This is a genomic window from Neorhizobium sp. SOG26, from assembly GCF_003491345.1.
Taxonomy (GTDB): domain Bacteria; phylum Pseudomonadota; class Alphaproteobacteria; order Rhizobiales; family Rhizobiaceae; genus Neorhizobium; species Neorhizobium turbinariae.
In genome coordinates, this window is the sequence record NZ_CP025512.1 from 489,691 (window position 1) to 511,882 (window position 22,192).

Consider the following 22,192-nt stretch of genomic DNA (forward strand, 5'->3'; position numbering starts at 1 on the left):
GATCCGCTTTATGGCAACTCGATGCCGTATTCCGCCAGATCCTTGCGCAGCGTCGGTGCATCGATGAAATGCACCGCCTGCCAGCCGGCAGCGCGCGCGCCTTCGACATTCGGATAGCTGTCATCGATGAACAGTGTCGCCTGCGGCGTCAGGTTGAAGTCACGGGCATGTTTCTCGTAGATCGCCACATCCGGCTTGATCAGGAAGATTTCGCCGGAAACGGTCACGCCGCGCGGCTTGTTGAGGAACGGAAACATCTTGCGCGCTTCGACAAAGGTGTCTGCGGCAAAGTTGGTGAGCATCGTCACGTCGCGTCCCTGCGCGATCAGCGCTTCCATGATGGCGACGCTGTCTTCATAGGCATGCGAGACCATCTCGTGCCAATGCTTGCGAAAGGCGCGGATATGCTCTTCCCGGTCCGGATGACGCTCGATCAGCAGCGCTTCGGCTTCCGCCCAGCTGCGGCCGCGGTCCTGCTCCAGGTTCCAGTCATGGGTGCAGACATTCTCGAAGAACCACTTGCGCTCCTCCTCATCGGGAATGATGCGGCTATAGGGCAGGTTCGGATCGTAGTGGATCAGCACCCTGCCGATGTCGAAGACGATGTGGTCGATCTGTTGGGGCATGTCGGTCCTTGAGGCTCAATCAGGGTTTGGCTGGCGCAAATGCCAGTGGAACAGCCTGGCTGATCGCCTTTTTCATCACCGTCGGCAAGGCCTGTGCGTCGAGGTTGGTTACCGGCTCCCACCATCCGTCGGTACTTTCTACCCTCGATGTCCTTGCGCGGAAGACGCTGAGCCGCAGTTCGAAGTGGGTGAATACATGGACTACCGTGCCGCAAGGCTCCCAAGCGGCGGCGAATGGCGCGTGTTCGGTCGCGGTGCCGCCGTCAAGCCGTGATGTCCAGGCCGTGGTCGGCACCTCGGTCATGCCGCCGAGCAAGCCGCTGTCGACGCGCCGGCGCAGCAGGATCTCGCCATCCGAGGTGACGGCCACGAAGGCCGCGCCTTGGCGCACCGGTTTTTCCTTTTTTGCCGCCTTCACGGGGAACCGTTCCGGATCATGTTCGGCAAAGGCAAGGCAGACATCACGGAAGGGGCAGAGCGCGCAGGTCGGCCGCTTCGGCGTGCAGATCGTGGCACCGAGATCCATCATCGCCTGGGCAAAATCACCCGGCCGATCCGGCGGCGTCAGTTCCACCACCTTGGCCTTCATCACCGGCTTGGAACCGGGCAACGGCGCGTCGATGGCGTAAAGGCGGGAGACGACGCGCTCGATATTCCCGTCCATCACCGCCGCCTGGCGGTTGAAGGCAATCGCCGCCACGGCCGCTGCCGTGTAATCGCCGATCCCCGGAAGCGCCCGCAGCCCCGCTTCGGTGTCCGGAAATTTGCCGCCCTGCTCGGCCGCGACGGCTTCGGCGCATTTCTTCAGGTTGCGGGCGCGCGCATAATAACCAAGGCCAGCCCAGGCGGCCATGACATCTTCGACCGGTGCTGCGGCGAGATCGTTGACGGAGGGCCAGAGCGACAGGAACTTGTTGAAGTAGGGTTTGACCGCCTGCACCGTCGTTTGCTGCAGCATCACTTCCGACAGCCAGATATGGTACGGGTCAGCCGTCTTGCCGGCCCTGGCAGCGGATGGGCTGACACGCCACGGCAATTCCCGGTGGTGGCGGTCGTACCAGGCCAGGATCAGCTCGGCATGTGGTTTGGGAGAATTCTGCAGCATCATTTGCCGTTATAGGAGATCACCTATATCTGGAAGTGGAATGCGCCGGCATCAAGAACCGGCGCGGCCGCAGGCTCTGAGAATTTGGTGACGATCATGAACCACCCGAAAAAGCGGGAGATGCAGATCTCCGAAGTGGCGAACGGCATCGTTGATCCGGTGCTGGCGCGCCGCGCCGGCATTTCCACCTCGCTGCTCGGATCCTGGGACGAGATCGCCGGCGAAGACTTTGCCGATTGCACGCGGCCCGAAAAGATTACATGGCCCAGAGGTGGATTGGGCCGTGACGAAGGCATGAGCAGCAGCGGCGGAGGTTACCAGCCGGGCGTGCTGACGATTGCCTGCGAGGGCGCGCGCGCTCTCTTTTTAAGCCATGCGCAGGGCGAGCTGATCGCCCGCATCAACGGGTTCTTCGGCTTCCCGGCAGTGCGGCAGATCCGCATCGTCCAAAAACCGGTGTCGCAGACCTTCAAGCATCCGCGCAAGCCGCCGCCGCTGAAGGGCGAGGCAGCACGGCGTCTGGAGGATATGATGGATGGCATCGAAAGCGACGCACTGCGCAAGGCCGTGGAGCGGCTGGGCACCGCGGTTCTCCAGAAGAAGCGGCGCTGATCCTTGGCCGGCAGTCCGACTACCTCGGATTTGTCACAATTCTTTGAAGGAAGTTGGCTTCCGGCAGCTTGTTCGCGCTCGGGCGCCGCGATACGGGATTGTCAGGTAATTTTATATCTCTTGCACACGGGTGTTCCATGCAGATGAACGATATGACGACGACCAGGCGCGCACTTCTCGGTGGAGTGGCTGCAATGACGCTGTGCCTCGCGCTGCCGCTGAGCGCCAGCCAGGCTTTCGCGCAGGAACTGCCGGAAGCCCAGGGTGATGTCGACATGGCAGCGGCGCTGAAGCCGGGTTCGTTGCCGGATATGACGCTCGGTGAAGAAAACGCGCCGATCCAGGTCATCGAATACATGTCGATGACGTGCCCGCATTGCGCGAACTTCCACAACAAGACGTTCGAAGCGATCAAGACCAAGTATATCGACACCGGCAAGGTGCGCTTCACCGTGCGCGAGTTCCCGTTCGATCCGGTTGCGACCGCAGCCTTCATGCTGGCCCGCTGCAACCCGCAGGACACCCAGCAGATGGCGGCACCGCAGCAGTACTTCGCCATGATCTCGATGCTGTTCAAGCAGCAGCGCGCATGGGCCGCCCCGGCTGACGGCAATGTCCGCAACGCCCTGCTTCAGGCGGTCAAGCTTGCAGGTTACTCACAGCAGAGTTTCGAAGCCTGCTTGACGAACCAGAAGCTTCTCGATGATGTGAACGCGGTAACAAAACGCGGGGCTGATGAATTCGGCGTCAATTCCACGCCGACCTTCCTGATCAACGGGAAGAAGTACACTGGAGATATTTCGGTTGAGTCCATGTCGAAGCTTTTCGACAGCCTGGCATAAGGACGTTTCTCCCCGAACGGGTGAGGCGAGGGGCGCGGCATGAAATTCAACAAGCTGCGCCTCGTCGGTTTCAAATCCTTTGTCGAGCCGACCGAGTTCATCATCGAGCGGGGGCTGACCGGCGTCGTTGGCCCCAATGGCTGCGGCAAATCCAATCTTGTGGAAGCGCTCCGCTGGGTCATGGGCGAGAACTCCTACAAGAACATGCGTGCGTCCGGCATGGACGACGTTATCTTTTCGGGCTCGGGAAACCGTCCGGCCCGCAACACGGCCGAAGTCGGCCTTCACCTCGACAATTCAGATCGCACGGCGCCGGCCGCTTTCAATGATGCCGACGAGATCCAGGTTACGCGCCGCATCGAGCGCGAGAACGGTTCCGTCTACCGCATCAACGGCAAGGAAGCGCGCGCCAAGGATGTCCAGCTTCTGTTCGCAGACGCCTCCACCGGCGCCCGCTCGCCCTCCATGGTGGGGCAGGGACGCATCGGCGAGCTCATCCAGGCAAAGCCGCAGGCACGTCGACAGCTTCTGGAAGAAGCGGCCGGTATTTCCGGCCTGCATTCGCGCCGCCACGAAGCCGAACTGAGGCTGAGGGCCGCCGAAGGCAATCTCGAACGCCTCGACGACGTGCTCGCCCAACTGGAAAGCCAGATCGAGAGCCTGAAGCGCCAGGCGCGGCAGGCGAACCGCTTCAAGATGCTGTCGGCGGATATCCGCGCGCGTGAGGCGCTGCTTTTGCATATCCGCTGGGTGCAGGCCAAGGAGGCCGAGGGCGAGGCCGAAAGCGCGCTGAACCAGGCAACCATGGTCGTCGCCGAAAAGGCGCAGGCGCAGATGGAAGCCGCCAAGAACCAGGCTGTGGCTGGCCTGAAGCTGCCGGAACTGCGCGAAGAAGAAGCCAAGGCAGGCGCCACCCTGCAGCGCCTGCAGATCGCCCGCGGGCAGCTGGAGGAAGAAGCCAACCGCCTCCTGAAACGGCGCGATGAACTCTCCCGCCGCCTTGTCCAGCTCGGGGAGGATATTCGCCGCGAAGAGCAGCTCGCCGCTGAGAACACGACGTTCCTTGAGCGGCTGGACCAGGAAGAGGCGGAGCTTCAGGAGATCGTCGCCGACGCAGGTGCCGAAGCCGAAGAGCTGAAGGCTGCCTTCGATGCCGCGACCGAAAGCCTTGCCGCCAGCGAGAAGCTGTTCGCGGATCTCACCGCTGAACGCGCCGAAGCCGCTGCCGGGCGCAACCAGCTGGAGCGGCTGATCCGTGACCTCGGTGATCGCCGCGGCCGTCTGGAGCGGCAATTGGCGGACGCCGATGCCGAACTTGCCGCAATCGACGATAAGCTTGCCGGGCTCGATGATCCGCAGGAAAAGCGCGAAGCGGCAGAGGCGGCCGAGCTTGCCGTCGAGGATGCAGCCATCGCCGTCGAGGATGCCGAAGCTGCACTTGCCTCGGCTCGGTCGCAGGAGCATGAGGCGCGCGCCCCTGTCGAAGCGGCGCGTTCAGCGTTGAATGCGCTGGAAACGGAAGCGCGCACCATCGGCCGCATGCTGGCCGCCGGCGCGACGCCGGGCGAATTTACCGCGGTCGCGGAGATGATCCGCGTCGATCGCGGGTTCGAGGCAGCACTTGGTGCCGCTCTCGGAGACGATCTCGAAAGCCCGGTCGACAGCAGCGCCCCAACCTACTGGTCACTGAATGGCTCGCCCGCCGATGACCCCGCCCTGCCGGAAGGGGTGGAGCCGCTCGACGCGCATGTCACCGCTCCGCCGGAGCTTCTGCGCGCGTTCGGGCAGATCGGCATCATCGCGGATGTGGACGCGCCCAAGCTCATGCCGCTGCTCAAGCCCGGGCAGCGGCTGGTGACCCGCGAAGGGGCCGTGTATCGCTGGGACGGACACGTCACAGGCTCGGAGGCGCCGGGTGCCGCCGCACTTCGCCTTTCGCAAAAGAATCGCTTGTCGGAACTTGAAGCGGAGATCGACGAGGCACGCATCGTCCTTTCCGAAAGCGAAGCGGAAATGACGGCGGCCGCGGCCCGCACCGCAGCCCACGAGCGCCAGCTTGGGGAAGCCCGCGACCGCGCCCGGCTTGCCGCCCGCCAGCTTGCCGATGCCCGCGAGGCGCTGACGGCCGCGGAACGAGCTTCCGCCGACTTGATGCGCCGCCGCGATGTCGTCGCCGAAGCCGTGCATCAGTTGAACGCGCAGATTGAGGATCTTGGCGTGCAGGAGGAGAATGCCCGCGTCGAGCTTGAAGACGCGCCAGATCTTTCTGACCTCGACAACCGACTTCGCGAACAGCAGATGGTGGTCGCGACCGATCGCGGTTACCTTGCCGAAGCCCGGGCCCGCTTCGAAGGCCTCAGCCGCGAAACCGAGGCACGTCGGCGGCGGTTGTCGGCGATCGCCCAGGAGCGGGCGTCCTGGACCGCGCGTGCGGCAAGTGCCGCAAGCCATATCGAAAGCCTGCGCGAGCGCGAGGAAGAAGCGCGCGACGAGATCATCGAGCTTGAAGCCGCACCGGAAGAGTTCGACGAAAAGCGCCGGACGCTGGTCAACGAATTGCAGAAGGCCGAAGAGGTGCGCCGCGAGGCCGCCGATCGGCTGGTGGAAGCGGAAAAGCGCCAGCGAGAGGTGGATCGTGTCGCCGCGACGGCCTTGTCGGAACTGGCCGAAGCCCGTGAAAAGCGCGGCCGCGCTGAAGAACGCCTCGTGTCTGCGGCCGAAAAACGCCATGAGACGGAAGAGCGCATCCGCGAAGCGCTGGGTGTTCCGCCGCATGAGGTTCTGCGCGTCGCGGGACAGAAGCCCGATGCGGCCATGCCGGATGTCCGCGACATCGAGCGTGAGCTAGACCGGTTGCGCATGGAGCGCGAGCGGCTGGGCGCGGTCAACCTTCGCGCCGAAGAAGAGCAGAAGGAGCTTTCCGACAAGCTCGAGATCCTGTTGCGCGAGCGCGCCGACGTGATCGATGCGATCCGCAAGCTGCGCGGTGCGATCCAGAGCCTGAACCGCGAAGGCCGCGAACGGCTGATTGCCGCTTTTGACGTCGTGAACACGCAGTTCCAGCGCCTCTTCACCCACCTGTTTAACGGTGGCACGGCCGAGCTTCAGCTGATCGAATCGGACGACCCGCTCGAAGCAGGTCTCGAAATCCTCGCGCGCCCGCCAGGCAAGAAACCGCAGACCATGACGCTGCTTTCCGGCGGTGAGCAGGCGCTGACGGCGATGGCGCTCATTTTCGCGGTCTTCCTCACCAATCCGGCACCCATCTGCGTGCTGGACGAGGTGGACGCCCCGCTCGATGACCACAATGTCGAACGCTATTGCAACCTGATGGACGAGATGGCTGCTTCCACGGAAACGCGGTTCATCATCATCACCCACAACCCGATCACCATGGCCCGCATGAACCGCCTGTTCGGCGTAACGATGGCGGAGCAGGGCGTGTCGCAACTGGTCTCGGTTGATCTTCAGACGGCAGAACTGATGCGTGAGGCGAGCTAGAACGAACCATCTCGGTAGTTACATACGTCGAATCACCCATTTGGGGGATGCAAAAAACACGCTAAAGGTGTTTTGTTATGAACATTCGATGACGAGTCGAGAGCGGGCCCTCCAGCCGCTCCAGAAATTCCTACCCCCCGTTCGGGTTTCCTGTCCCGAACGGAAAGCTTTGCGGGGCCGCCTGTGATCCGGCCCCGCAAAGCTTTATTTTCCGCCACGCTCCCACGCATCCATTATTGTTGCGGCGCAACATAATCCTGCCGCCATCCGTTCCCAAACCGCCTCAAACGCGCTAACAAGTTGAAACTGACTGCGTTTGGGTGGAGAGCAGCATGTCGAAATGGGTCTATCGCTTCGGTGGAGGCGAGGCGGAAGGCAGGGCGACAGACAGCGTCCGCCTTGGCGGCAAGGGTTCCAACCTCGCAGAGATGGCGGCGCTTGGCCTGCCGGTGCCTCCGGGGCTGACCATCGTCACCGATGCGTGCACCCACTATTTCGAGAATGGGCGCCAGCTGCCCGACGGCCTGCAATCGCAGGTGCTTGACGGCATTGCCGCCATGGAAGAACTGACCGGCCGTGTCTTTGGCGGGAAATCCAAGCCGCTGCTGCTTTCCGTTCGCTCCGGTGGACGCGCTTCCATGCCGGGCATGATGGATACCGTCCTCAACCTGGGCCTCAATGACGATACGGTGCAGGCGCTCGGTCATGACGCCGGCGACGCCCGTTTTGCCTGGGATAGCTACCGCCGCTTCATCCAGATGTATGGCGACGTGGTCATGGGTCTCGACCATGAGGTCTTCGAGGAAATCCTGGAAGACGAGAAGGCAAGGCTCGGCCATGAATACGACACCGATCTGTCCGCCGTGGAATGGCAGCATGTCGTGACGCTCTACAAGCAGGTGATCGAGGAGGAACTGGAAGAGGTTTTTCCGCAGGACCCGCATGTCCAATTGTGGGGCGCGATCTCTGCCGTCTTCTCGAGCTGGATGAACCCGCGCGCCAAGACCTACCGCACGCTCCACCGCATTCCGGAAGAATGGGGGACGGCGGTCAATGTCCAGGCCATGGTATTTGGCAATCTCGGCTCCACCTCGGCCACCGGCGTTGCCTTCACCCGTAACCCGTCCACCGGTGAAAAGGCGCTTTACGGCGAGTTCCTGGTCAATGCCCAGGGCGAGGATGTCGTTGCCGGCATCCGCACCCCGCAGTCCATCACGGAGGAGGGGCGGCTTGCCTCCGGCTCCGAGAAGCCGTCGATGGAAAAGCTTATGCCGGAGGCATTCGCAGAGTTCAAGACGATCTGCGAACGGCTGGAAAAGCACTACTGCGACATGCAGGACATGGAGTTCACCATCGAGCGCGGCAAGCTGTGGATGCTGCAGACGCGCTGCGGCAAGCGCACGACGCGCGCTGCGCTGAAGATCGCGGTCGACATGGTGGAGGAGGGGCTGATTACGGAAGAGGAGGCGGTGAGCCGCATCGAGCCGCCGTCGCTCGACCAGCTTCTGCACCCGACCATTGATCCCCAGGTTGAACGCCAGGTTCTGGGCTCCGGCCTCCCCGCATCGCCGGGCGCGGCAACCGGCGAGATCGTCTTCACCTCGGAAGAGGCAGTGGCGGCCGAAGCGGAAGGCCGCAAGGTCATTCTGGTGCGCATTGAAACGAGCCCGGAAGACATCCATGGCATGCATGCCGCGGAAGCAATCCTCACCACCCGCGGCGGCATGACCAGCCACGCGGCTGTGGTGGCGCGGGGCATGGGCATCCCCTGCGTAGTTGGTGCGGGCTCGATGCGCGTTGATGCCCGCAACGAGGTCCTGATCGGCTCCGGCGGCGTGTCGCTGCGCCGCGGTGAAATCATTACCGTTGATGGATCCTCCGGCCACGTGCTGAAGGGCGCCGTGCCGATGATGCAGCCGGAGCTTTCGGGCGATTTCGGCAAGCTGATGCAGTGGGCTGACCGCAACCGCCGAATGACGGTGCGCACCAACGCCGACACGCCTCAGGATGCCCGCGCCGCGCGCTCTTTCGGGGCAGAAGGCATCGGCCTTTGCCGCACTGAACACATGTTCTTCGAAGGCGAGCGCATCCATGTCATGCGCGAGATGATCCTGGCCGAGGACGAGCAGGGCAGGCGCGAGGCGCTGGCAAAGCTCCTGCCCATGCAGCGCTCCGACTTCACGGAGCTCTTCTCCATCATGCACGGCCTTCCGGTGACGATCCGCCTTCTTGATCCGCCGCTGCATGAATTCCTGCCAAAAACCGAAACCGAAATCGCCGACGTGGCAAAAGCCATGGGCATGCCGCCGGCATTCCTCGCCCGCCGCATCGATGCGATCCACGAATTCAACCCGATGCTCGGGCATCGCGGGTGCCGGCTGGCGATCTCTTATCCGGAGATCGCCGAGATGCAGGCCCGCGCCATCTTCGAGGCAGCAGTCGCCGCCGCGAAGGAAACCGGCGAGCCGGTCGAGCTTGAAATTCTGGTGCCGCTCGTCAGCCTGCGCACCGAGCTCGATTACGTGAAGGGCGTAATTGACCAGGTTGCAGCGGATGTGGCCGCCGAAACTGGAACCTCCATCAACTATCTCGCCGGCACGATGATCGAACTGCCGCGGGCCGCCATTCGTGCCCATGTCATTGCCGAAACTGCGGATTTCTTCTCGTTCGGCACCAACGACCTCACCCAGACCACCTTTGGCATGTCACGCGATGATGCCGCCGCCTTCATTCCCACGTACCAGCGCAAGGGGATTATCGAGCATGATCCCTTCATCTCGCTCGATTTCGATGGCGTCGGAGAACTGATCCAGATCGCCGCGGAACGCGGCCGGCGCACCCGCAACGACCTGAAGCTCGGCATCTGCGGCGAGCATGGCGGCGATCCCGCCTCGATATGGTTCTGCGAGGAGGCCGGGCTTGACTACGTGTCCTGCTCGCCGTTCCGCGTGCCGATCGCCCGGCTGGCGGCAGCACAGGCGGCAATCGCCAAGCGCCGGTCACCCGAGGCTCCTGAACGACGATCCTGGCCTAGCGGCGCTCAACGATGACGCGGCGCTCGACCACCAGGGGCGGCCACATCATGGAATCCAGGCGGGCATGCACAGCGCGCGCCTCCGCCCGTCGGTCAAGCTCGAGTTCCAGCAGGCAGCGCGCCATGGCCTCCGATCCGCGACGGAAACCGTATCCGGCGCAGGTGTTCTCGTCTGCGGCACGTCGTTCCTGCGCAGACATGGTCTGGCAGGCCGAGAGCAGGGCCGCCATCAAGGCGACCGAGGCGATGGGCAGGAGGCGGTGGAAGGTCATGATCTTCCCTTTCTGCTGATCTGGGCAATCCGTGATTCCATTCCCGATCAAGCTGTTCTACAAAAGGAGCACGAGTTTGCCACGGAGCATTGCCGTCATCCGATGACCGTCCGTTTTGTCCGGCCTGTTTCCCAATCGGCTTATGTCGCCCGTCGGCTGGGCTACTCCGCGCTGATCCTCTTCCTGCTGGCAACGGTGGCACATCGTTTCGGCCCGCTCACGACGCCCGATTTCATCGTGCTGGTTCTGCTCGCCGCCGGCATCGGGGCGGTTTCCGTACCGCTTGCCATCATCGGCCTGGCACGGCTCTGGCAGGTGGGCGCCGAGGGCGGCGTGGCAGCCACAAAGGGCCTTCTTGCGGCCTGTATTCCGCTCGCTCTCGTGGCGACCGGTACCTTCTATTACCATACCTTGCCGCGCATCTACGACGTTTCCACCGACCTTGCCGATCCGCCGCCATGGATTGCCGAACCGCAGGCGAACCAGCAATGGCTGCCGCGGCCGCTTGGCGTGACCCCGGTGGAACGGCGCCTCCAGTTTGCTGCCTATCCTGGCCTCACCGGCCGGCGTTATGAAGGCGCGATCGACCGCGTCTACCAAGGCGTTACCCGCGCTGCGACGTCGGCGCAGATCGGCATCACCCACAAGGAAGGCGTCGAGCTCGTCGAACCGGATATTTCCGAACGTCCAGCGCGTGAGGATGAACAGGCGCCGGTGCCGGATGTTGCGCCCATTCCGCTGCCGCGGCCGGAGCTTTCGCTCGCTCCTGTCTTCGGCACGTCAGGCGATGTGCTCCTGCAGGGGGAAGCGCGCACGCTGGTGCTGGGACTGCGCTTCGACGTCGTCATTCGCCTGCGCGAAGACGATGACACGACCTCGGTCGATATGCGCGTCGCCTCACGTTACGGGCCACATGACCTTGGCCTGTCGGAATCGATTGCCGAAGATTTCCTCGACCGGCTGGATGCCGAACTGCTCGGCATCGCCGGCGGCTGAACCCCTCAGGCGATCCAGTATTCGCCGGTGAGCGAGGGCGCGCCGTTCGTGGCGACAATGCCCTTGCCAACCAGATCCTCCAGATGCGCCAGCACGGAGAGCGCGGCTGCGCCATGCAGCCGCGGATCCGTCGTGGCATAGATCACCTTGACCATGTCCGGGATCTTCCGGTCGCCTGCCTTGACCCGCTCCAGCACCGCGCGTTCGCGCATCCGCCGATGCGTCCTCAAGCCGCGCATGAAGGAGGCGGGCTCGCGCACCGGTCCGCCATGGCCCGGGAAGAAGATCCGGTCATCACGCAACAGCAGTTTGTCAAGTGAGGCCATGAAGTCGGCCATGGAGCCATCGGGCGGCGCGACGATCGTGGTCGCCCAGGCCATGACATGATCGGCGGAGAAAAGCACGCCAGTGCCTTCCAGCGCAAAGGCGCTGTGATTGGCGGTATGGCCCGGCGTATGCACCGCCGTCAGCGCCCAGCCGTCACCTTCCACGGTTTCGCCGTCGGCGAGCGCGAGGTCAGGCGTGAATTCGGAATCCGAACTCTCCGCAAACGGGTTTGTCTCACCCTCGTGAAGCGGCCGCGAAGCCCGGTGAGGACCTTCTGCCACCGTGATTGCTCCGGTTGCGTCCTGCAAACGCCTGGCAAGCGGCGAATGGTCCCTATGGGTGTGGCTGACGAAGATATGGCTGACCGTCCGCCCTTCGAGTACCCGCATCAGCGCCTGGAAATGCGCTTCATCTTCAGGCCCCGGATCAATCACCGCAACGGTCGACTTGCCGACGATATAGCTATTGGTGCCATGGAAGGTGAACGGGGAGGGGTTGTTGACGGTGAGCCGCTCCACCCCCTGCGCGACCGGCACGGGCACGCCATGTGAGGGAGAAAACTGCAGGTCAAAATCAATGTCGTCTGCCATGGGCTCTTTCGTCTTCAGGTGCAGTGCCTCTTAGCACTGCTGATGCGGCCATGCCTACCCGAAGCTGCCCGAGTGATGGAGCGCTGGCGAGGTAATGGGAAAAGTGCCGGGCGATGAACTTAACCGTTGAGAGGATGAAAAAGCTTTGCTAGAGCAGGCCACACTTGCGAGGGCGGACCGTTGCTACGGGCGCCCAAATGCATATTGGGGCGTCGCCAAGCGGTAAGGCACCGGTTTTTGGTACCGGCATTCCCAGGTTCGAATCCTGGCGCCCCAGCCATTTTATTCATTGCTGCAGGTGATGAGTTATGGAACTGGGCCAAATGCGGCGCTTTGTCTGAGCCGGGAGCGCACTGATCTCCTTACTCGCGGACTGCAGTTCTAGGGGCCTCGAACGCGCCGATACGTCGTATCGACTTTTATCTTATTTGTACCTGCGGCGCCACCTAAAGCGCCGGGGTGGCGCATGAAGGCGGCCATCGGCACTAGCTTTTCCGTTACCATCAGCTCCACTGACAGAGAGTTCGCCAGCAACTAGGCTGGGTTGATCGGCGGGTTAAACACTTGAAATGATCACTTGCTGCGTACGTGCTTAGATCCAGTGGATTCAGTTTTAGATGTCGAGAGAACAGAGATCCAGTGGTCGTCTCGGAGCGTATCATCAACATGCACTTGATTTCCGGATGTCACGGTGCTCAAGAGAAGATGACTTCATTGTATCAGGTAACGGGACTGGTGGCATGACGGGTGATACTGCAGTTGATGATTTTATTCGGGATGAAGCAGCTGCGGCGCGCGCCTTCCCCTTTGGGCGCTTGGCCTACATGCACCCAAACTATCTCGCCCCATCTGCCTGGACGGAGCATGTTCCATTCGCCTTCTGGTTGATTGAAGCTGTTAAGCCAAAGATGTTCGTGGAGCTGGGGACCCATTTTGGAGTGTCCTATTTTGCATTCTGCCAAGCCATCGAGAAACTCGACTTGGGTGCACAAGCGGTTGCGATAGATTCTTGGAAGGGGGACGAACATGCTGGAGAATACGGCCCCGAAGTCTTCGACTCAGTTCAGAGACACAACTCCCAATGCTATTCCCATTTCTCGACATTACTAAAAAGCAGCTTTGAAGAATCTCTCGCATATTTCGTGGATGGCAGTATAGATTTGTTGCACATTGATGGCATGCACACTTACGAGTCGGTTCGAAGCGATTTCGAGAGTTGGTTGCCGAAGATGTCCCAACGCGGCGTTGTCATCTTTCACGATACATGCGTGAGAGAGCGCAGCTTTGGTGTCTTCCGGCTTTTTGATGAGCTGAAGCAAGTATATCCATCATTTGAGTTTCACCATGGGCATGGCTTAGGAGTAGTGGGCGTCGGTCCGGAGCAAACATGGCAAATGGGCAGATTGTTTGAGGCAGGGGAAAAGAATCATGAGCGGCGAGAGCTTCTTGCATTTTTTTCTGCCTTAGGCCGTGGTGTCCGCAGCATGTACAGAGCAGATGTGCACGAAACCGCCAAGCGTCAACTGGCGAGGGAGGGAGACAAACATCGCCTTGCAGCGGAGGCCGCAGAGCAGAAAGTCGTGATCATTGGCGACGATCTGCAAAAGGCGCGGACAGAATTGGATCAAACGAAAGCGAATTGGGATCGAGCATCAGCTAAGGTAGAGCAACTTAGTGGCGATGTCGCGGACCTCCGGGAGGTTGTTCGAGATCTGCGCGAGAAGTTGGACCAAGCTACGCTTGCGTTAACGCAACAGAGCACCGACGCAGAGCGCGCGGTTGCCGAACTTGCGACTGCAACCAAATTACTTGCTGAGGAAAAAGAACTGGCCGCACGCAATGAGGCCGCGTTGACCGAGCGTTTCCAAGAGATTGCGTCCCTGACACAACTTCTGCAAGAAGAGGAAAAACGAGCTGCCCAGTTTCGCGAGCAGGTTAGGCTGCGCGATAGTAAAATTAAGGACTTGACTGGCCAGTTAGAGGCGGCTGGTGGCCCGAGGGATATGTTTGGGCGCCAAGCAGGTGAAGCACTTCCAGGTTGTGGAACGGTCGCTGGCCTTGAACTGGGTCGCGCCATCAAGCATGTCGTCCGACTGTCTTGGTTTTGGCGCTTCATCCCATCGCGCTTGCGCATAAAGCGACAGATCACGTTACTAAAGGAGACGGGACTGTTTGACAGCAACTGGTATCTGGAAACCTACAAGGATGTCGCGAGAGCAGGTATTGATCCCGCGATGCATTATATTCTTCATGGAGCAAATGAAGGACGGGAGCCAAATCCGGTACTTCAACGGTCACGGGGCGGCCTCACTCCAGCTGTGTCCAAGGATGTCGAAGTGACATGAGGTTGTGTAGCTTCTGATAGTTGCGTGCGGATTCAGTCTGGAGCATTGACTCAGGATGCTGGCGATACTTTCCAAGTAATTCTGGAACGTATGCAACGTCGGCTTTGACTTCAACGAGTTTACACCAGAAGTCGTAGTCTTCCCACCCGCCGGGGATATGAGAGTAGCCTCCGACCTGATGCCACGTTTTCTTGCGGATGAGGGCCATCGCGTCAATATATGGGCCCTCGGATAGAAAGCGTTCGCTCCAGTAATCAGCAAAACCTATCGTATTTGTGCTTCCAAAAATAACTAGTTGACTGAATGCCGCTGCTGCGTTGCTAGATAGGATCGCTCTTCTAAGCTTCCTCAGGCACGAGGGAAGAATGGTGTTGTCCGCGTCCATCACGAAAACTAATTCACAACTGGCTGCGGCGAATGCCGTATTCCTAGCTTCGGCCAATCCTTTGTTATCGATGTGTTGCAGCAGAATCCCACTAGGAAATCTAGCCATGTTGCGCTTCATCCACGTGTCCGCCACTTCCAGCGAATTGTCGCGATTAGAGACATCGTCGACTACAATGAGTTGAATTTGTTCGAAGTCCTGAGCTGCGACTGACTCAAGACACTCTTCGATAAACCGAGCGTAGTTGTATAAGCTTATGACTACGCTCACCCCTTCGTTGGGATCGATCGCACCCCACTGACTTACAATTTTCGGCTTAGCCTCGTCCAGCATCAAGCCTCCGCGCACTGGGTTAGAAGCCTGCATATCTCGTTAGCTCCCTGCAAAATCTGCTCCTTGCAAGTTGCCGCCGATGAGGCTGCAGCTGCGACAGTGGAGGCTTTATGGCGGCCGTCAGGATCATTTAATACCCAGTCTAGAAGTGCCATAAGCCGGTGGGGCTCCTCCGTTAGGTAATGTACCCCTGCCTGACAGTATCTGTTGGGGAAGCACGGTTCCGAGAGTACTAGGCACCCATTGGCCATGCCTTGGTAGACCAGCCTGTGCCACTCAAAATATGGAAATTCATCTCTGTGTATGTTCAACAGTACTTTTGAGTTCTGCGCGACGTATCGGGCGACCTCGACGAGATCCGGTACACCGGTGCTGCGAAGTATGGGTTCGCTTGCCTGCCGTTTTCTAAGGTATAGGAAGCCGTCGATCTCTGCCAGCTTTGAAGCGTGCCGCGCAAAGAATTGATCCCGGTACGGGCTAGTAGTACCAAAAAAGCATACGTCAACAGGTCTTTCGCTCCAAGACAGATTGTTAGCAGCATTACTTGTCCACCATCTTTGACCAGAGAGTAGCGGATGCTGAGCTATAGAAGCGTTTGTTGGTTCACCTTTGCTCACGGCTGCGGGACAGATGCATGCCGCCGGCATCACAGCGCGAAAGGCGACTGAGATGGGGTCAGACAGGTCTATCACGCACTTCGACATCAGTACGATAGGAAGTGCTTTCCAAAACCACTGCGTCTGCACCTGCTCTGTACAGAACATGCAAGCAGAGGCTAGGACATCGTCTCGGACCCACGCTGGGCCGCGACCCAAAAAAAAGAACTCGTGAGGCGCGACGTAGATCGAATTCTTTGGCCGCGAATCGATGTCCGAATGTTCTGTACCCCGTATTACCGAATGGCCCGCGAGCTCTAGCTGAGTAGCAACAGCCTCGGCGATCTCGTTCATGAAAGCGTTGCCGAGGCTGCTTACGAAGATACCGACCGTCAACACGTCTTTATGCCGGATGGACGGCATTTCTTGTTCGATGAACTTCCCCTGCAGCTTACCAAGCGTTCGGGCGATCGACGTCTGGCTGACAACTTGTCTTTGCTCTGCCGCTCCGTGTTTGACGAAATGTACCTCCGGGGGTATTCCAAACGTGTCGGGATTTTGTTTCAAGTAGTCGGAAGCAGAGAAAAACGGAAACCTTGAAAGCCTATCAATCGCAATTTCAGATCGAGCTAGCTTTGCGGCTCTCCGACCTGGCTTGAGCTGCTGAGTCTTCTTCTTGATGGCATTGATCCAGGTCATTCTATTCCTATGACACCGCGCTGGTACTTCGATGCGTATTGAACCCCGATGGCGGACGAAATTCGGCGCTATCGAAGATCACTCCGATGCCTTCGCTATGCCGAGAAGGTAATGGCCATAGCTGCTCTTGCCGTATTTGTTAGCCAATTTCGTCATCTGCTCCAGGTCTATGTACCCCTGTCGGAATGCTATTTCCTCTGGGCACGAAATCTTGAAGCCCTGCCGCCGTTCGAGCGTGGCAACGAAGTCGGAGGCTTCGAGCAGACTGTCAGGTGTTCCTGTATCGAGCCAGGCATAACCTCGGCCCATCTGTTCAACGTGAAGCTTTCCACGTTCAAGGTAGACACGGTTGACATCTGTGATCTCAAGCTCGCCCCTGGCGGAGGGCTTGAGGTTAGCTGCTATGTCGACAACCTCGTTGTCGTAGAAGTAGAGCCCGGTTACAGCCCAATTGGATTTCGGCTTCACCGGCTTTTCTTCGATCGACAGAGCTTTCATTGAGGAGTCGAACTCGACCACGCCATACCGCTCCGGATCGGTGACGTGGTATGCAAAAACCGTTGCTCCCTCAGACCTTGCCATTGCGCTTACGAAGAGGTCGTTTATCCCGTGACCGTAGAAGATGTTGTCGCCGAGGATCAGGCACGAAGGGCTGTTTCCGACGAAGTCCGCGCCGATGATGTAGGCTTGGGCGAGACCGTCCGGGGAAGGCTGCACGGCATAAGACAGTGAGATCCCCCAGGCGGACCCGTCGCCAAGTAGAGCCTGGAAACCAGGAAGGTCTCTTGGGGTAGATATGATCAGGATCTCACGAATACCAGCAAGCATCAGCGTCGACAGCGGATAATAGATCATCGGCTTGTCGTAGACAGGAAGGAGTTGCTTGGAGGTAACAAGCGTCATCGGGTGCAGACGCGTTCCGCTGCCGCCGGCGAGGATAATGCCCTTCATTGTTGTCCATCCGTATGGTTGTGGTTGAGGAGCCGACCGATGACCTGAGCCGTCGAGTCCCGCCAATCCGGGAGCCTGACACCGTGGCGTGCGTTGAGGAGGGTGCAGTCGAGCCGTGAGTTGGCAGGTCGTTTCGCCGGTGTGGGATATTGCGCAGACGGTATGCCGGTGACGGCCGCGTGCGGACCACCGTGAGCTTTCGACAGTGCAAAGATTTCGAATGCGAAGTCTGCCCAGTTACACTCGCCGGTCCCGGTCATGTGGAAGATCCCGCGCAGATCAGGTGCGTTCGAGCTCAGAAGATTTTGCGCCACCTGAAGCACCGCATCGGCGATATCAAGCGCCGAGGTCGGATTGCCGATCTGGTCGTTCACAACGTTCAGGCTGTCGCGGCTTTCCGCCAGCTTCAACATGGTCTTCAGGAAGTTCTTTCCGAACGGACTGTAGACCCAGGCGGTGCGCAGGATCACATGGTTTGGATTGGCCGCTGTCACCGCGCGCTCGCCTGCGAGCTTGGAGCGCCCATAGGCGCCAATCGGCGCGACGGGATCGGTCTCGACATACGGCGCCAGCTTGCTCCCGTCGAACACATAGTCGGTCGAAAGGTGGATCATGGGAACACCGAGCGCTGCCGCCGTTTCTGCGATCTTGCCTGCCGCAACACCGTTGACGACCGTCGCCGCTTCCTCATCCGTTTCGGCCTGGTCAACCGCCGTATAGGCTGCAGCCGAGACAATGACATCCGGTTCTGCGGCACGCAAAACGGCGTCTATCGCATCGGGCCGTGACAGATCGAGTTCGGGCCGGCCGAGCGTGATGATCTCGAACAGACCATTTTGCCCTCGCTCCAGCAGCGACTGAACGACCTGGCCCTGCCGACCGGTCACCACCATACGCTTCCTGGTCGAAGTCATGCGGCGCCCGTCTTCTTATCTAAGTTGAGCAGACCGAGCCTATCGCCGCTATAGCCTTGCCGCAGCGGCTGCCACCACCACTCGTTCTCCAGATACCAGCGAACCGTCTTCTCAATGCCGGTGTCGAAGTTTTCCTGCGCCTTCCAGCCAAGCTCCGTTTCGAGCTTTGTTGCGTCGATCGCATAACGCGCATCATGGCCCGGGCGGTCGGCGACATAGGTGATGAGCGAGGCGTGCGAAACGGGCTTGGGCGCCAGGGCATCCATCAGTTCGCAGATGCGGGTGACGACATCGATGTTGCGCCGCTCGTTGCGTCCGCCGACATTGTAGGTCTCGCCGACACGCCCGCGCTCGGCAATGAGATCAAGCGCACGCGCGTGATCTTCCACATAAAGCCAGTCACGAATATTGGCGCCATTGCCATAGACCGGAAGCGGTTTGCCTTCCATGGCGTTGAGGATCGTCAGCGGGATGAGCTTTTCTGGAAAATGATAGGGTCCGTAGTTGTTCGAGCAGTTCGACACAACAACTGGCAGACCGTAGGTGCGCTCCCATGCCTTGGCGAGATGGTCAGAAGCTGCCTTCGACGCGGAATAGGGAGAGCTTGGATCGTAAGGCGTCGTCTCCTCGAACAGCCCGTCGGCGCCCAGCGAGCCGTACACTTCGTCTGTCGACACATGAAGGAAGCGGAAGGCGGCCTTGTTCTCCGCATCAAGCTCCATCCAATAATGCCGGGCACATTCCAACATGTTGAAGGTGCCCATGACATTCGTTTCGACGAAATCACGCGCACCGGTGATCGAACGGTCGACATGGCTTTCGGCCGCCAGATGCATGATGCGGTCCGGGCGGAAGCTTGAAAGCGCCTCCGAAATTGCCGCACGATCGCAGATATCGGCCTTCAGGAAGCGATAGCCCGGCCGGTTGCCGATCGCGTTCAGCGAGGTTTGCGTTCCCGCATAGGTGAGCTTGTCGACATTGAGGACTTCATAGCCCTTGTCGAGCACAAGATGACGCACAACGGCGGAGCCGATGAAACCCGCACCGCCCGTGACCAGAACACGCATATTCATCCTTCCAATATCAAGCCAGCATTCAAAGTGGTTTAGTAACGGAAGACCTCACCGAGGTCAGCAAGCTTCGGCTGATTCTTGTCCTTATCAGACAATACCGTCTTCTCGGCCGCGACCGGCCAATCGATCCCGAGTGCCGGGTCATTCCAAAGCAGTCCTCGATCATGTTCGGCGCTATAGTAGTCGGTTACCTTGTAGCTGATCTCGGTATTCGGAAGGAGCGTGCAGAAGCCGTGGGCAAACCCCGGCGGCACCCAAAGCTGTCGGCCATTCTCCGCCGAAAGCTCCTCAGCCACGAACTTGCCATAGGTGGGAGATCCGGTACGGATATCGACTGCGACATCCAGCAATGCGCCCGCGGTGCAGGACACGAGCTTGCCTTGCGCCTTCGGCTCCAACTGGAAATGCAGGCCACGGACTGTGCCGACCGCCGCAGACATGGAGCGGTTATCCTGGACAAACTGGACATCCGCAACATTCCGCACGAACAGGTCCCGCCGGAATGTCTCCGAAAAATACCCGCGCGCATCGCCGAAGCGCCTAGGCTCGATAAGAGTCACATCCGGAACATTACAGCGTTCAAATTTCATACCGAGTACCTTGACAATTAACGCGTGTCTTAAACAAGCCGAGTAGAAGTTGGCAATCGAAAATGCAGGTCAGCCCATGCCAAGCCAGTTGTTCCGTTTTTTAGCGGCTGCGCTTCGAAACGCACGACTAGCCCGGATGAGCAGAATCGAGACGTCTGTTTAATTCCGTTGGGCGACCGTAGAAGCCTGTTCTGGCAGCAGCGAGCTTCTTCGGCACCACAATCTTCGGCGTTGAACGGTCCCTGCTGTAATAGGGACTTGTTGCCGAATCCAAGAAATTGGCTGTTTGATGCTTTTCACGAAGGTGTGTCTTCTCGAGCTCAAACCGCTGCTTTTTTTCTTTGCCGGTTTCTGCGCCGCGCGATAGCGATTCATGATGGCGAAGACGCGCAAATGGCGTCCAGATAATGCGGAAGCCGGCTTTGTGTGCACGCAGGCAGTAGTCGACGTCGTTATAAGCCACTGCAAAACGCTCCTCGTCCCAGGGCCCAACTGTCTTGAGGCAGTCGCCCGAAATCAACATAACCGCACCGGTGACACAGGTAAGACTGTTTCGGACATGCAGACGGTTCAGGGGGCCCGGGAGGTTGCCTGGGCGGTTCAGATACCAATGACCCGCAAGACCACCGAATCCGACAATAACACCGGCATGCTGCAGCGTCCCGTCGTCAAAAAGCAGCTTCGCCCCAACTATGCCTGCGCCTTCGAACTTCAGGCAGGATACCATCTCGCGTAGCCAGTCGCGGTCAAGGACCTCCACATCGTTGTTGAGTAGCAGCACATGGTCCCCAGTCTTCAGCCTCAGGCCGCGATTGATGGACCGGGAGAAGTTGAAAGTTTCGTTAACGATATCATAACGGAAGTTCGGATGTGTCTCCGCAATTGACTCATAGAGGGTTAGCACTTCCGCCTCTGACGATCCGTTGTCGACAACGATGACTTCAAGATTCGGGTAATCAGTACCGTTGAGGACGTCCTCCAACACTCGCGAGATCAATGGCAAGCTGCCCTTGCTTGGAATGATCACCGAGATTTTTGGCCAAGCCTCTTCCTCTACGATGAATTCTGGGCGGTGAAGGGTAGGCGTCAGCGCGGGGCGCACGACCGTTTCCATGCCCTGAACCGCAAAATGCTCCTGGATGGCTCTGCGCGCGCGCGTCGTCGCTTGATCCATGAATGTTCGGGAGAAGGTTGTGCCCGTTCGACGCCACCAATAGGCCGGGAAGGGGAGGTGAACCACACGCTTCTCTTCCTGGTTTCTAAGGTAGCGTAGCAACAGGTCGTAATCTTGCGAGCCATCGAACCCGGTGCGAAGGCCACCGATCGAACTCAGTCGATCCCGGCGATAGATCGAGAAATGGTTGATATAATTGACCCCTGTAAGCAGGACGGGGTCGTAGGCTGGCTTGAGCATTGTGCCAGTGGGCCGGAGTTGGTCATCGACCACCAACTCGTCGGTATAAAGAAAGCTGGTGTCCGGATGGACATTCAGCGCGCGACGGATCATCTTCAGCGCGTGCGGCGCGATTACATCGTCGTGGTCGAGCAGAGCGACCCACTCGCCTAGTGCCTGCTCCAGCCCCGCATTGGTTGCGACAGCGATCCCTCCATTGGTAGCGTTCCGGACTATCTTGACATTTCCTGAGGTGGCTTTAGCTGCCAGCCAGCGGAGCGTCTCATCCGAACTGGAGCAGTCGTCGCTGAGGATAAGTTCTACCCCCTCCTGATCCTGCTGTTCAAAGGACGAAACCAGATCGTCAAGATATCGGGGAGGAGCGTTGAAGACGGGTACGACGATGCTGAGCCACGGGGTTGTCGCAACATGTGGAATAGGCGCGATCTCTTTGGCTAGCTGGTAAGATGCTTCGGCATAGCGCTGCGTGAGCGACGCCTTCTTCCAGCGCAAACGGGGCAGGGCGGCAATGAAGCGCGGCAACCGTCCTAACTCGACTTGATGGATTTTAGCTTCATTCCGGGTGCGGGCAAGGTAACTGTCAGCCTCACTACGTGAACGGAATGCTGTTGCCTCCACAATAAAGCTTGCTGGTTTGCTGGAGGGATCCAACCGAAACTTAGAAGCAGTGCCGAAGCTGCCCACATCAGCAATAATAACAAAATCCTGTCCCTCAGGGATGAAGATTGCGTCTTCTTCTCGGAAGCCTTTGCCACGGTTGATGTAGATCTTGGGATCTAGGTTTCGGCGGTCCGCCGACGTCAGCCGCAGGATGACAAAGCGCGGACGCAGAATATCATAAGAAACCACGACTGCTGGATCGTCGCCTGTCACCTCCCAGATAGTCTGGCCCTGCTCGGTCTTGCCTGCAATCTCAGCGTCATCATTAACTGTAATTTTAAGCGGCACGCTCACGCCCTTCGTCGAATTCGAGGCTCCTGATAACAA

At 59.6% G+C, this 22,192-nt stretch carries 17 protein-coding genes and 1 tRNA gene; 7 read left to right on the forward strand and 11 right to left on the reverse strand.

Translation table 11 applies throughout. The features are described 5' to 3' along the window. Window positions 1-8 precede the first annotated feature (8 nt). Both CYG48_RS02315 and mutY read right to left on the reverse strand, forming a co-directional pair. The gene (locus tag CYG48_RS02315) at window positions 9-626 is read right to left on the reverse strand and encodes an HAD family hydrolase (protein ID WP_118848904.1); all 618 of its coding nucleotides are present in this window, start codon (window positions 624-626) and stop codon (window positions 9-11) included. A gap of 19 nt (window positions 627-645) precedes the next feature. Continuing rightward, window positions 646-1,734, reverse strand: coding sequence for an A/G-specific adenine glycosylase (gene mutY, locus CYG48_RS02320; protein ID WP_118848905.1), 1,089 nt, complete (start codon window positions 1,732-1,734; stop codon window positions 646-648). A 93-nt stretch (window positions 1,735-1,827) separates the two neighbouring features. On the opposite strand from mutY, the gene CYG48_RS02325 reads away from it, so the two are divergent. From CYG48_RS02325 to ppdK, 4 genes are all read left to right on the forward strand, one after another. Next, window positions 1,828-2,343 (forward strand): DUF721 domain-containing protein, encoded by a 516-nt coding sequence (locus CYG48_RS02325; protein WP_118851447.1) that lies wholly within the window; start codon window positions 1,828-1,830, stop codon window positions 2,341-2,343. 137 nt (window positions 2,344-2,480) lie between these two features. After that, window positions 2,481-3,185: a DsbA family protein gene (locus CYG48_RS02330; protein ID WP_118848906.1), complete on the forward strand. Its 705-nt coding sequence runs from the start codon at window positions 2,481-2,483 to the stop codon at window positions 3,183-3,185. 39 nt (window positions 3,186-3,224) lie between these two features. After that, window positions 3,225-6,686: a chromosome segregation protein SMC gene (smc, locus tag CYG48_RS02335; RefSeq protein WP_118848907.1), complete on the forward strand. Its 3,462-nt coding sequence runs from the start codon at window positions 3,225-3,227 to the stop codon at window positions 6,684-6,686. 332 nt (window positions 6,687-7,018) lie between these two features. Next, entirely contained in the window at window positions 7,019-9,736 is a 2,718-nt protein-coding gene (gene ppdK / locus CYG48_RS02340) for a pyruvate, phosphate dikinase (protein ID WP_118848908.1), read from the forward strand. Here ppdK and CYG48_RS02345 read toward each other — a convergent pair. Further along, entirely contained in the window at window positions 9,717-9,992 is a 276-nt protein-coding gene (locus tag CYG48_RS02345; protein WP_118848909.1) for a hypothetical protein, read from the reverse strand. The genes ppdK and CYG48_RS02345 overlap by 20 nt on opposite strands. Before the next feature lie 102 nt (window positions 9,993-10,094). Here CYG48_RS02345 and CYG48_RS02350 point away from each other — a divergent pair, with 102 nt between their 5' ends. After that, window positions 10,095-10,988: a DUF1499 domain-containing protein gene (locus CYG48_RS02350; protein ID WP_118848910.1), complete on the forward strand. Its 894-nt coding sequence runs from the start codon at window positions 10,095-10,097 to the stop codon at window positions 10,986-10,988. Window positions 10,989-10,993: 5 nt separating this feature from the next. Here the strand turns inward: CYG48_RS02350 and CYG48_RS02355 are convergent, their stop codons facing one another. Beyond that, a complete protein-coding gene (locus CYG48_RS02355; protein ID WP_118848911.1) occupies window positions 10,994-11,905 on the reverse strand; it encodes an MBL fold metallo-hydrolase in 912 nt (303 codons plus the stop codon). A 205-nt stretch (window positions 11,906-12,110) separates the two neighbouring features. Here CYG48_RS02355 and CYG48_RS02360 point away from each other — a divergent pair. Further along, window positions 12,111-12,185 (forward strand) — tRNA-Gln (locus CYG48_RS02360). A 460-nt stretch (window positions 12,186-12,645) separates the two neighbouring features. Then, window positions 12,646-14,250: a class I SAM-dependent methyltransferase gene (locus tag CYG48_RS02365; protein ID WP_118848912.1), complete on the forward strand. Its 1,605-nt coding sequence runs from the start codon at window positions 12,646-12,648 to the stop codon at window positions 14,248-14,250. Here the strand turns inward: CYG48_RS02365 and CYG48_RS02370 are convergent. From CYG48_RS02370 to CYG48_RS02400, 7 genes are all read right to left on the reverse strand, one after another. Then, on the reverse strand, window positions 14,213-14,968 hold the full coding sequence (locus CYG48_RS02370; protein ID WP_199925190.1) for a glycosyltransferase family 2 protein: 756 nt from the start codon (window positions 14,966-14,968) through the stop codon (window positions 14,213-14,215). The genes CYG48_RS02365 and CYG48_RS02370 overlap by 38 nt on opposite strands. Further along, a complete protein-coding gene (locus CYG48_RS02375) occupies window positions 14,968-16,263 on the reverse strand; it encodes a hypothetical protein (protein ID WP_118848914.1) in 1,296 nt (431 codons plus the stop codon). Before CYG48_RS02375 ends, CYG48_RS02370 begins: the two co-directional genes overlap by 1 nt. 78 nt (window positions 16,264-16,341) lie before the next feature. Then, complete coding sequence (rfbA, locus tag CYG48_RS02380) at window positions 16,342-17,214, reverse strand: glucose-1-phosphate thymidylyltransferase RfbA (RefSeq protein WP_118848915.1); 873 nt, start codon at window positions 17,212-17,214, stop codon at window positions 16,342-16,344. After that, window positions 17,211-18,128 carry a dTDP-4-dehydrorhamnose reductase gene (rfbD, locus tag CYG48_RS02385; RefSeq protein ID WP_118848916.1) on the reverse strand — a complete coding sequence of 306 codons (918 nt, stop codon included), beginning with the start codon at window positions 18,126-18,128 and terminating at the stop codon, window positions 17,211-17,213. The genes rfbA and rfbD overlap by 4 nt, the downstream gene beginning before the upstream one ends. Beyond that, complete coding sequence (gene rfbB / locus CYG48_RS02390; protein ID WP_199925191.1) at window positions 18,125-19,195, reverse strand: dTDP-glucose 4,6-dehydratase; 1,071 nt, start codon at window positions 19,193-19,195, stop codon at window positions 18,125-18,127. The genes rfbD and rfbB overlap by 4 nt, the downstream gene beginning before the upstream one ends. 38 nt (window positions 19,196-19,233) lie before the next feature. Continuing rightward, window positions 19,234-19,791 carry a dTDP-4-dehydrorhamnose 3,5-epimerase gene (gene rfbC, locus CYG48_RS02395; RefSeq protein ID WP_118848918.1) on the reverse strand — a complete coding sequence of 186 codons (558 nt, stop codon included), beginning with the start codon at window positions 19,789-19,791 and terminating at the stop codon, window positions 19,234-19,236. A gap of 127 nt (window positions 19,792-19,918) precedes the next feature. Further along, the gene (locus CYG48_RS02400; RefSeq protein WP_245450389.1) at window positions 19,919-22,159 is read right to left on the reverse strand and encodes a glycosyltransferase family 2 protein; all 2,241 of its coding nucleotides are present in this window, start codon (window positions 22,157-22,159) and stop codon (window positions 19,919-19,921) included. Window positions 22,160-22,192 lie beyond the last annotated feature (33 nt).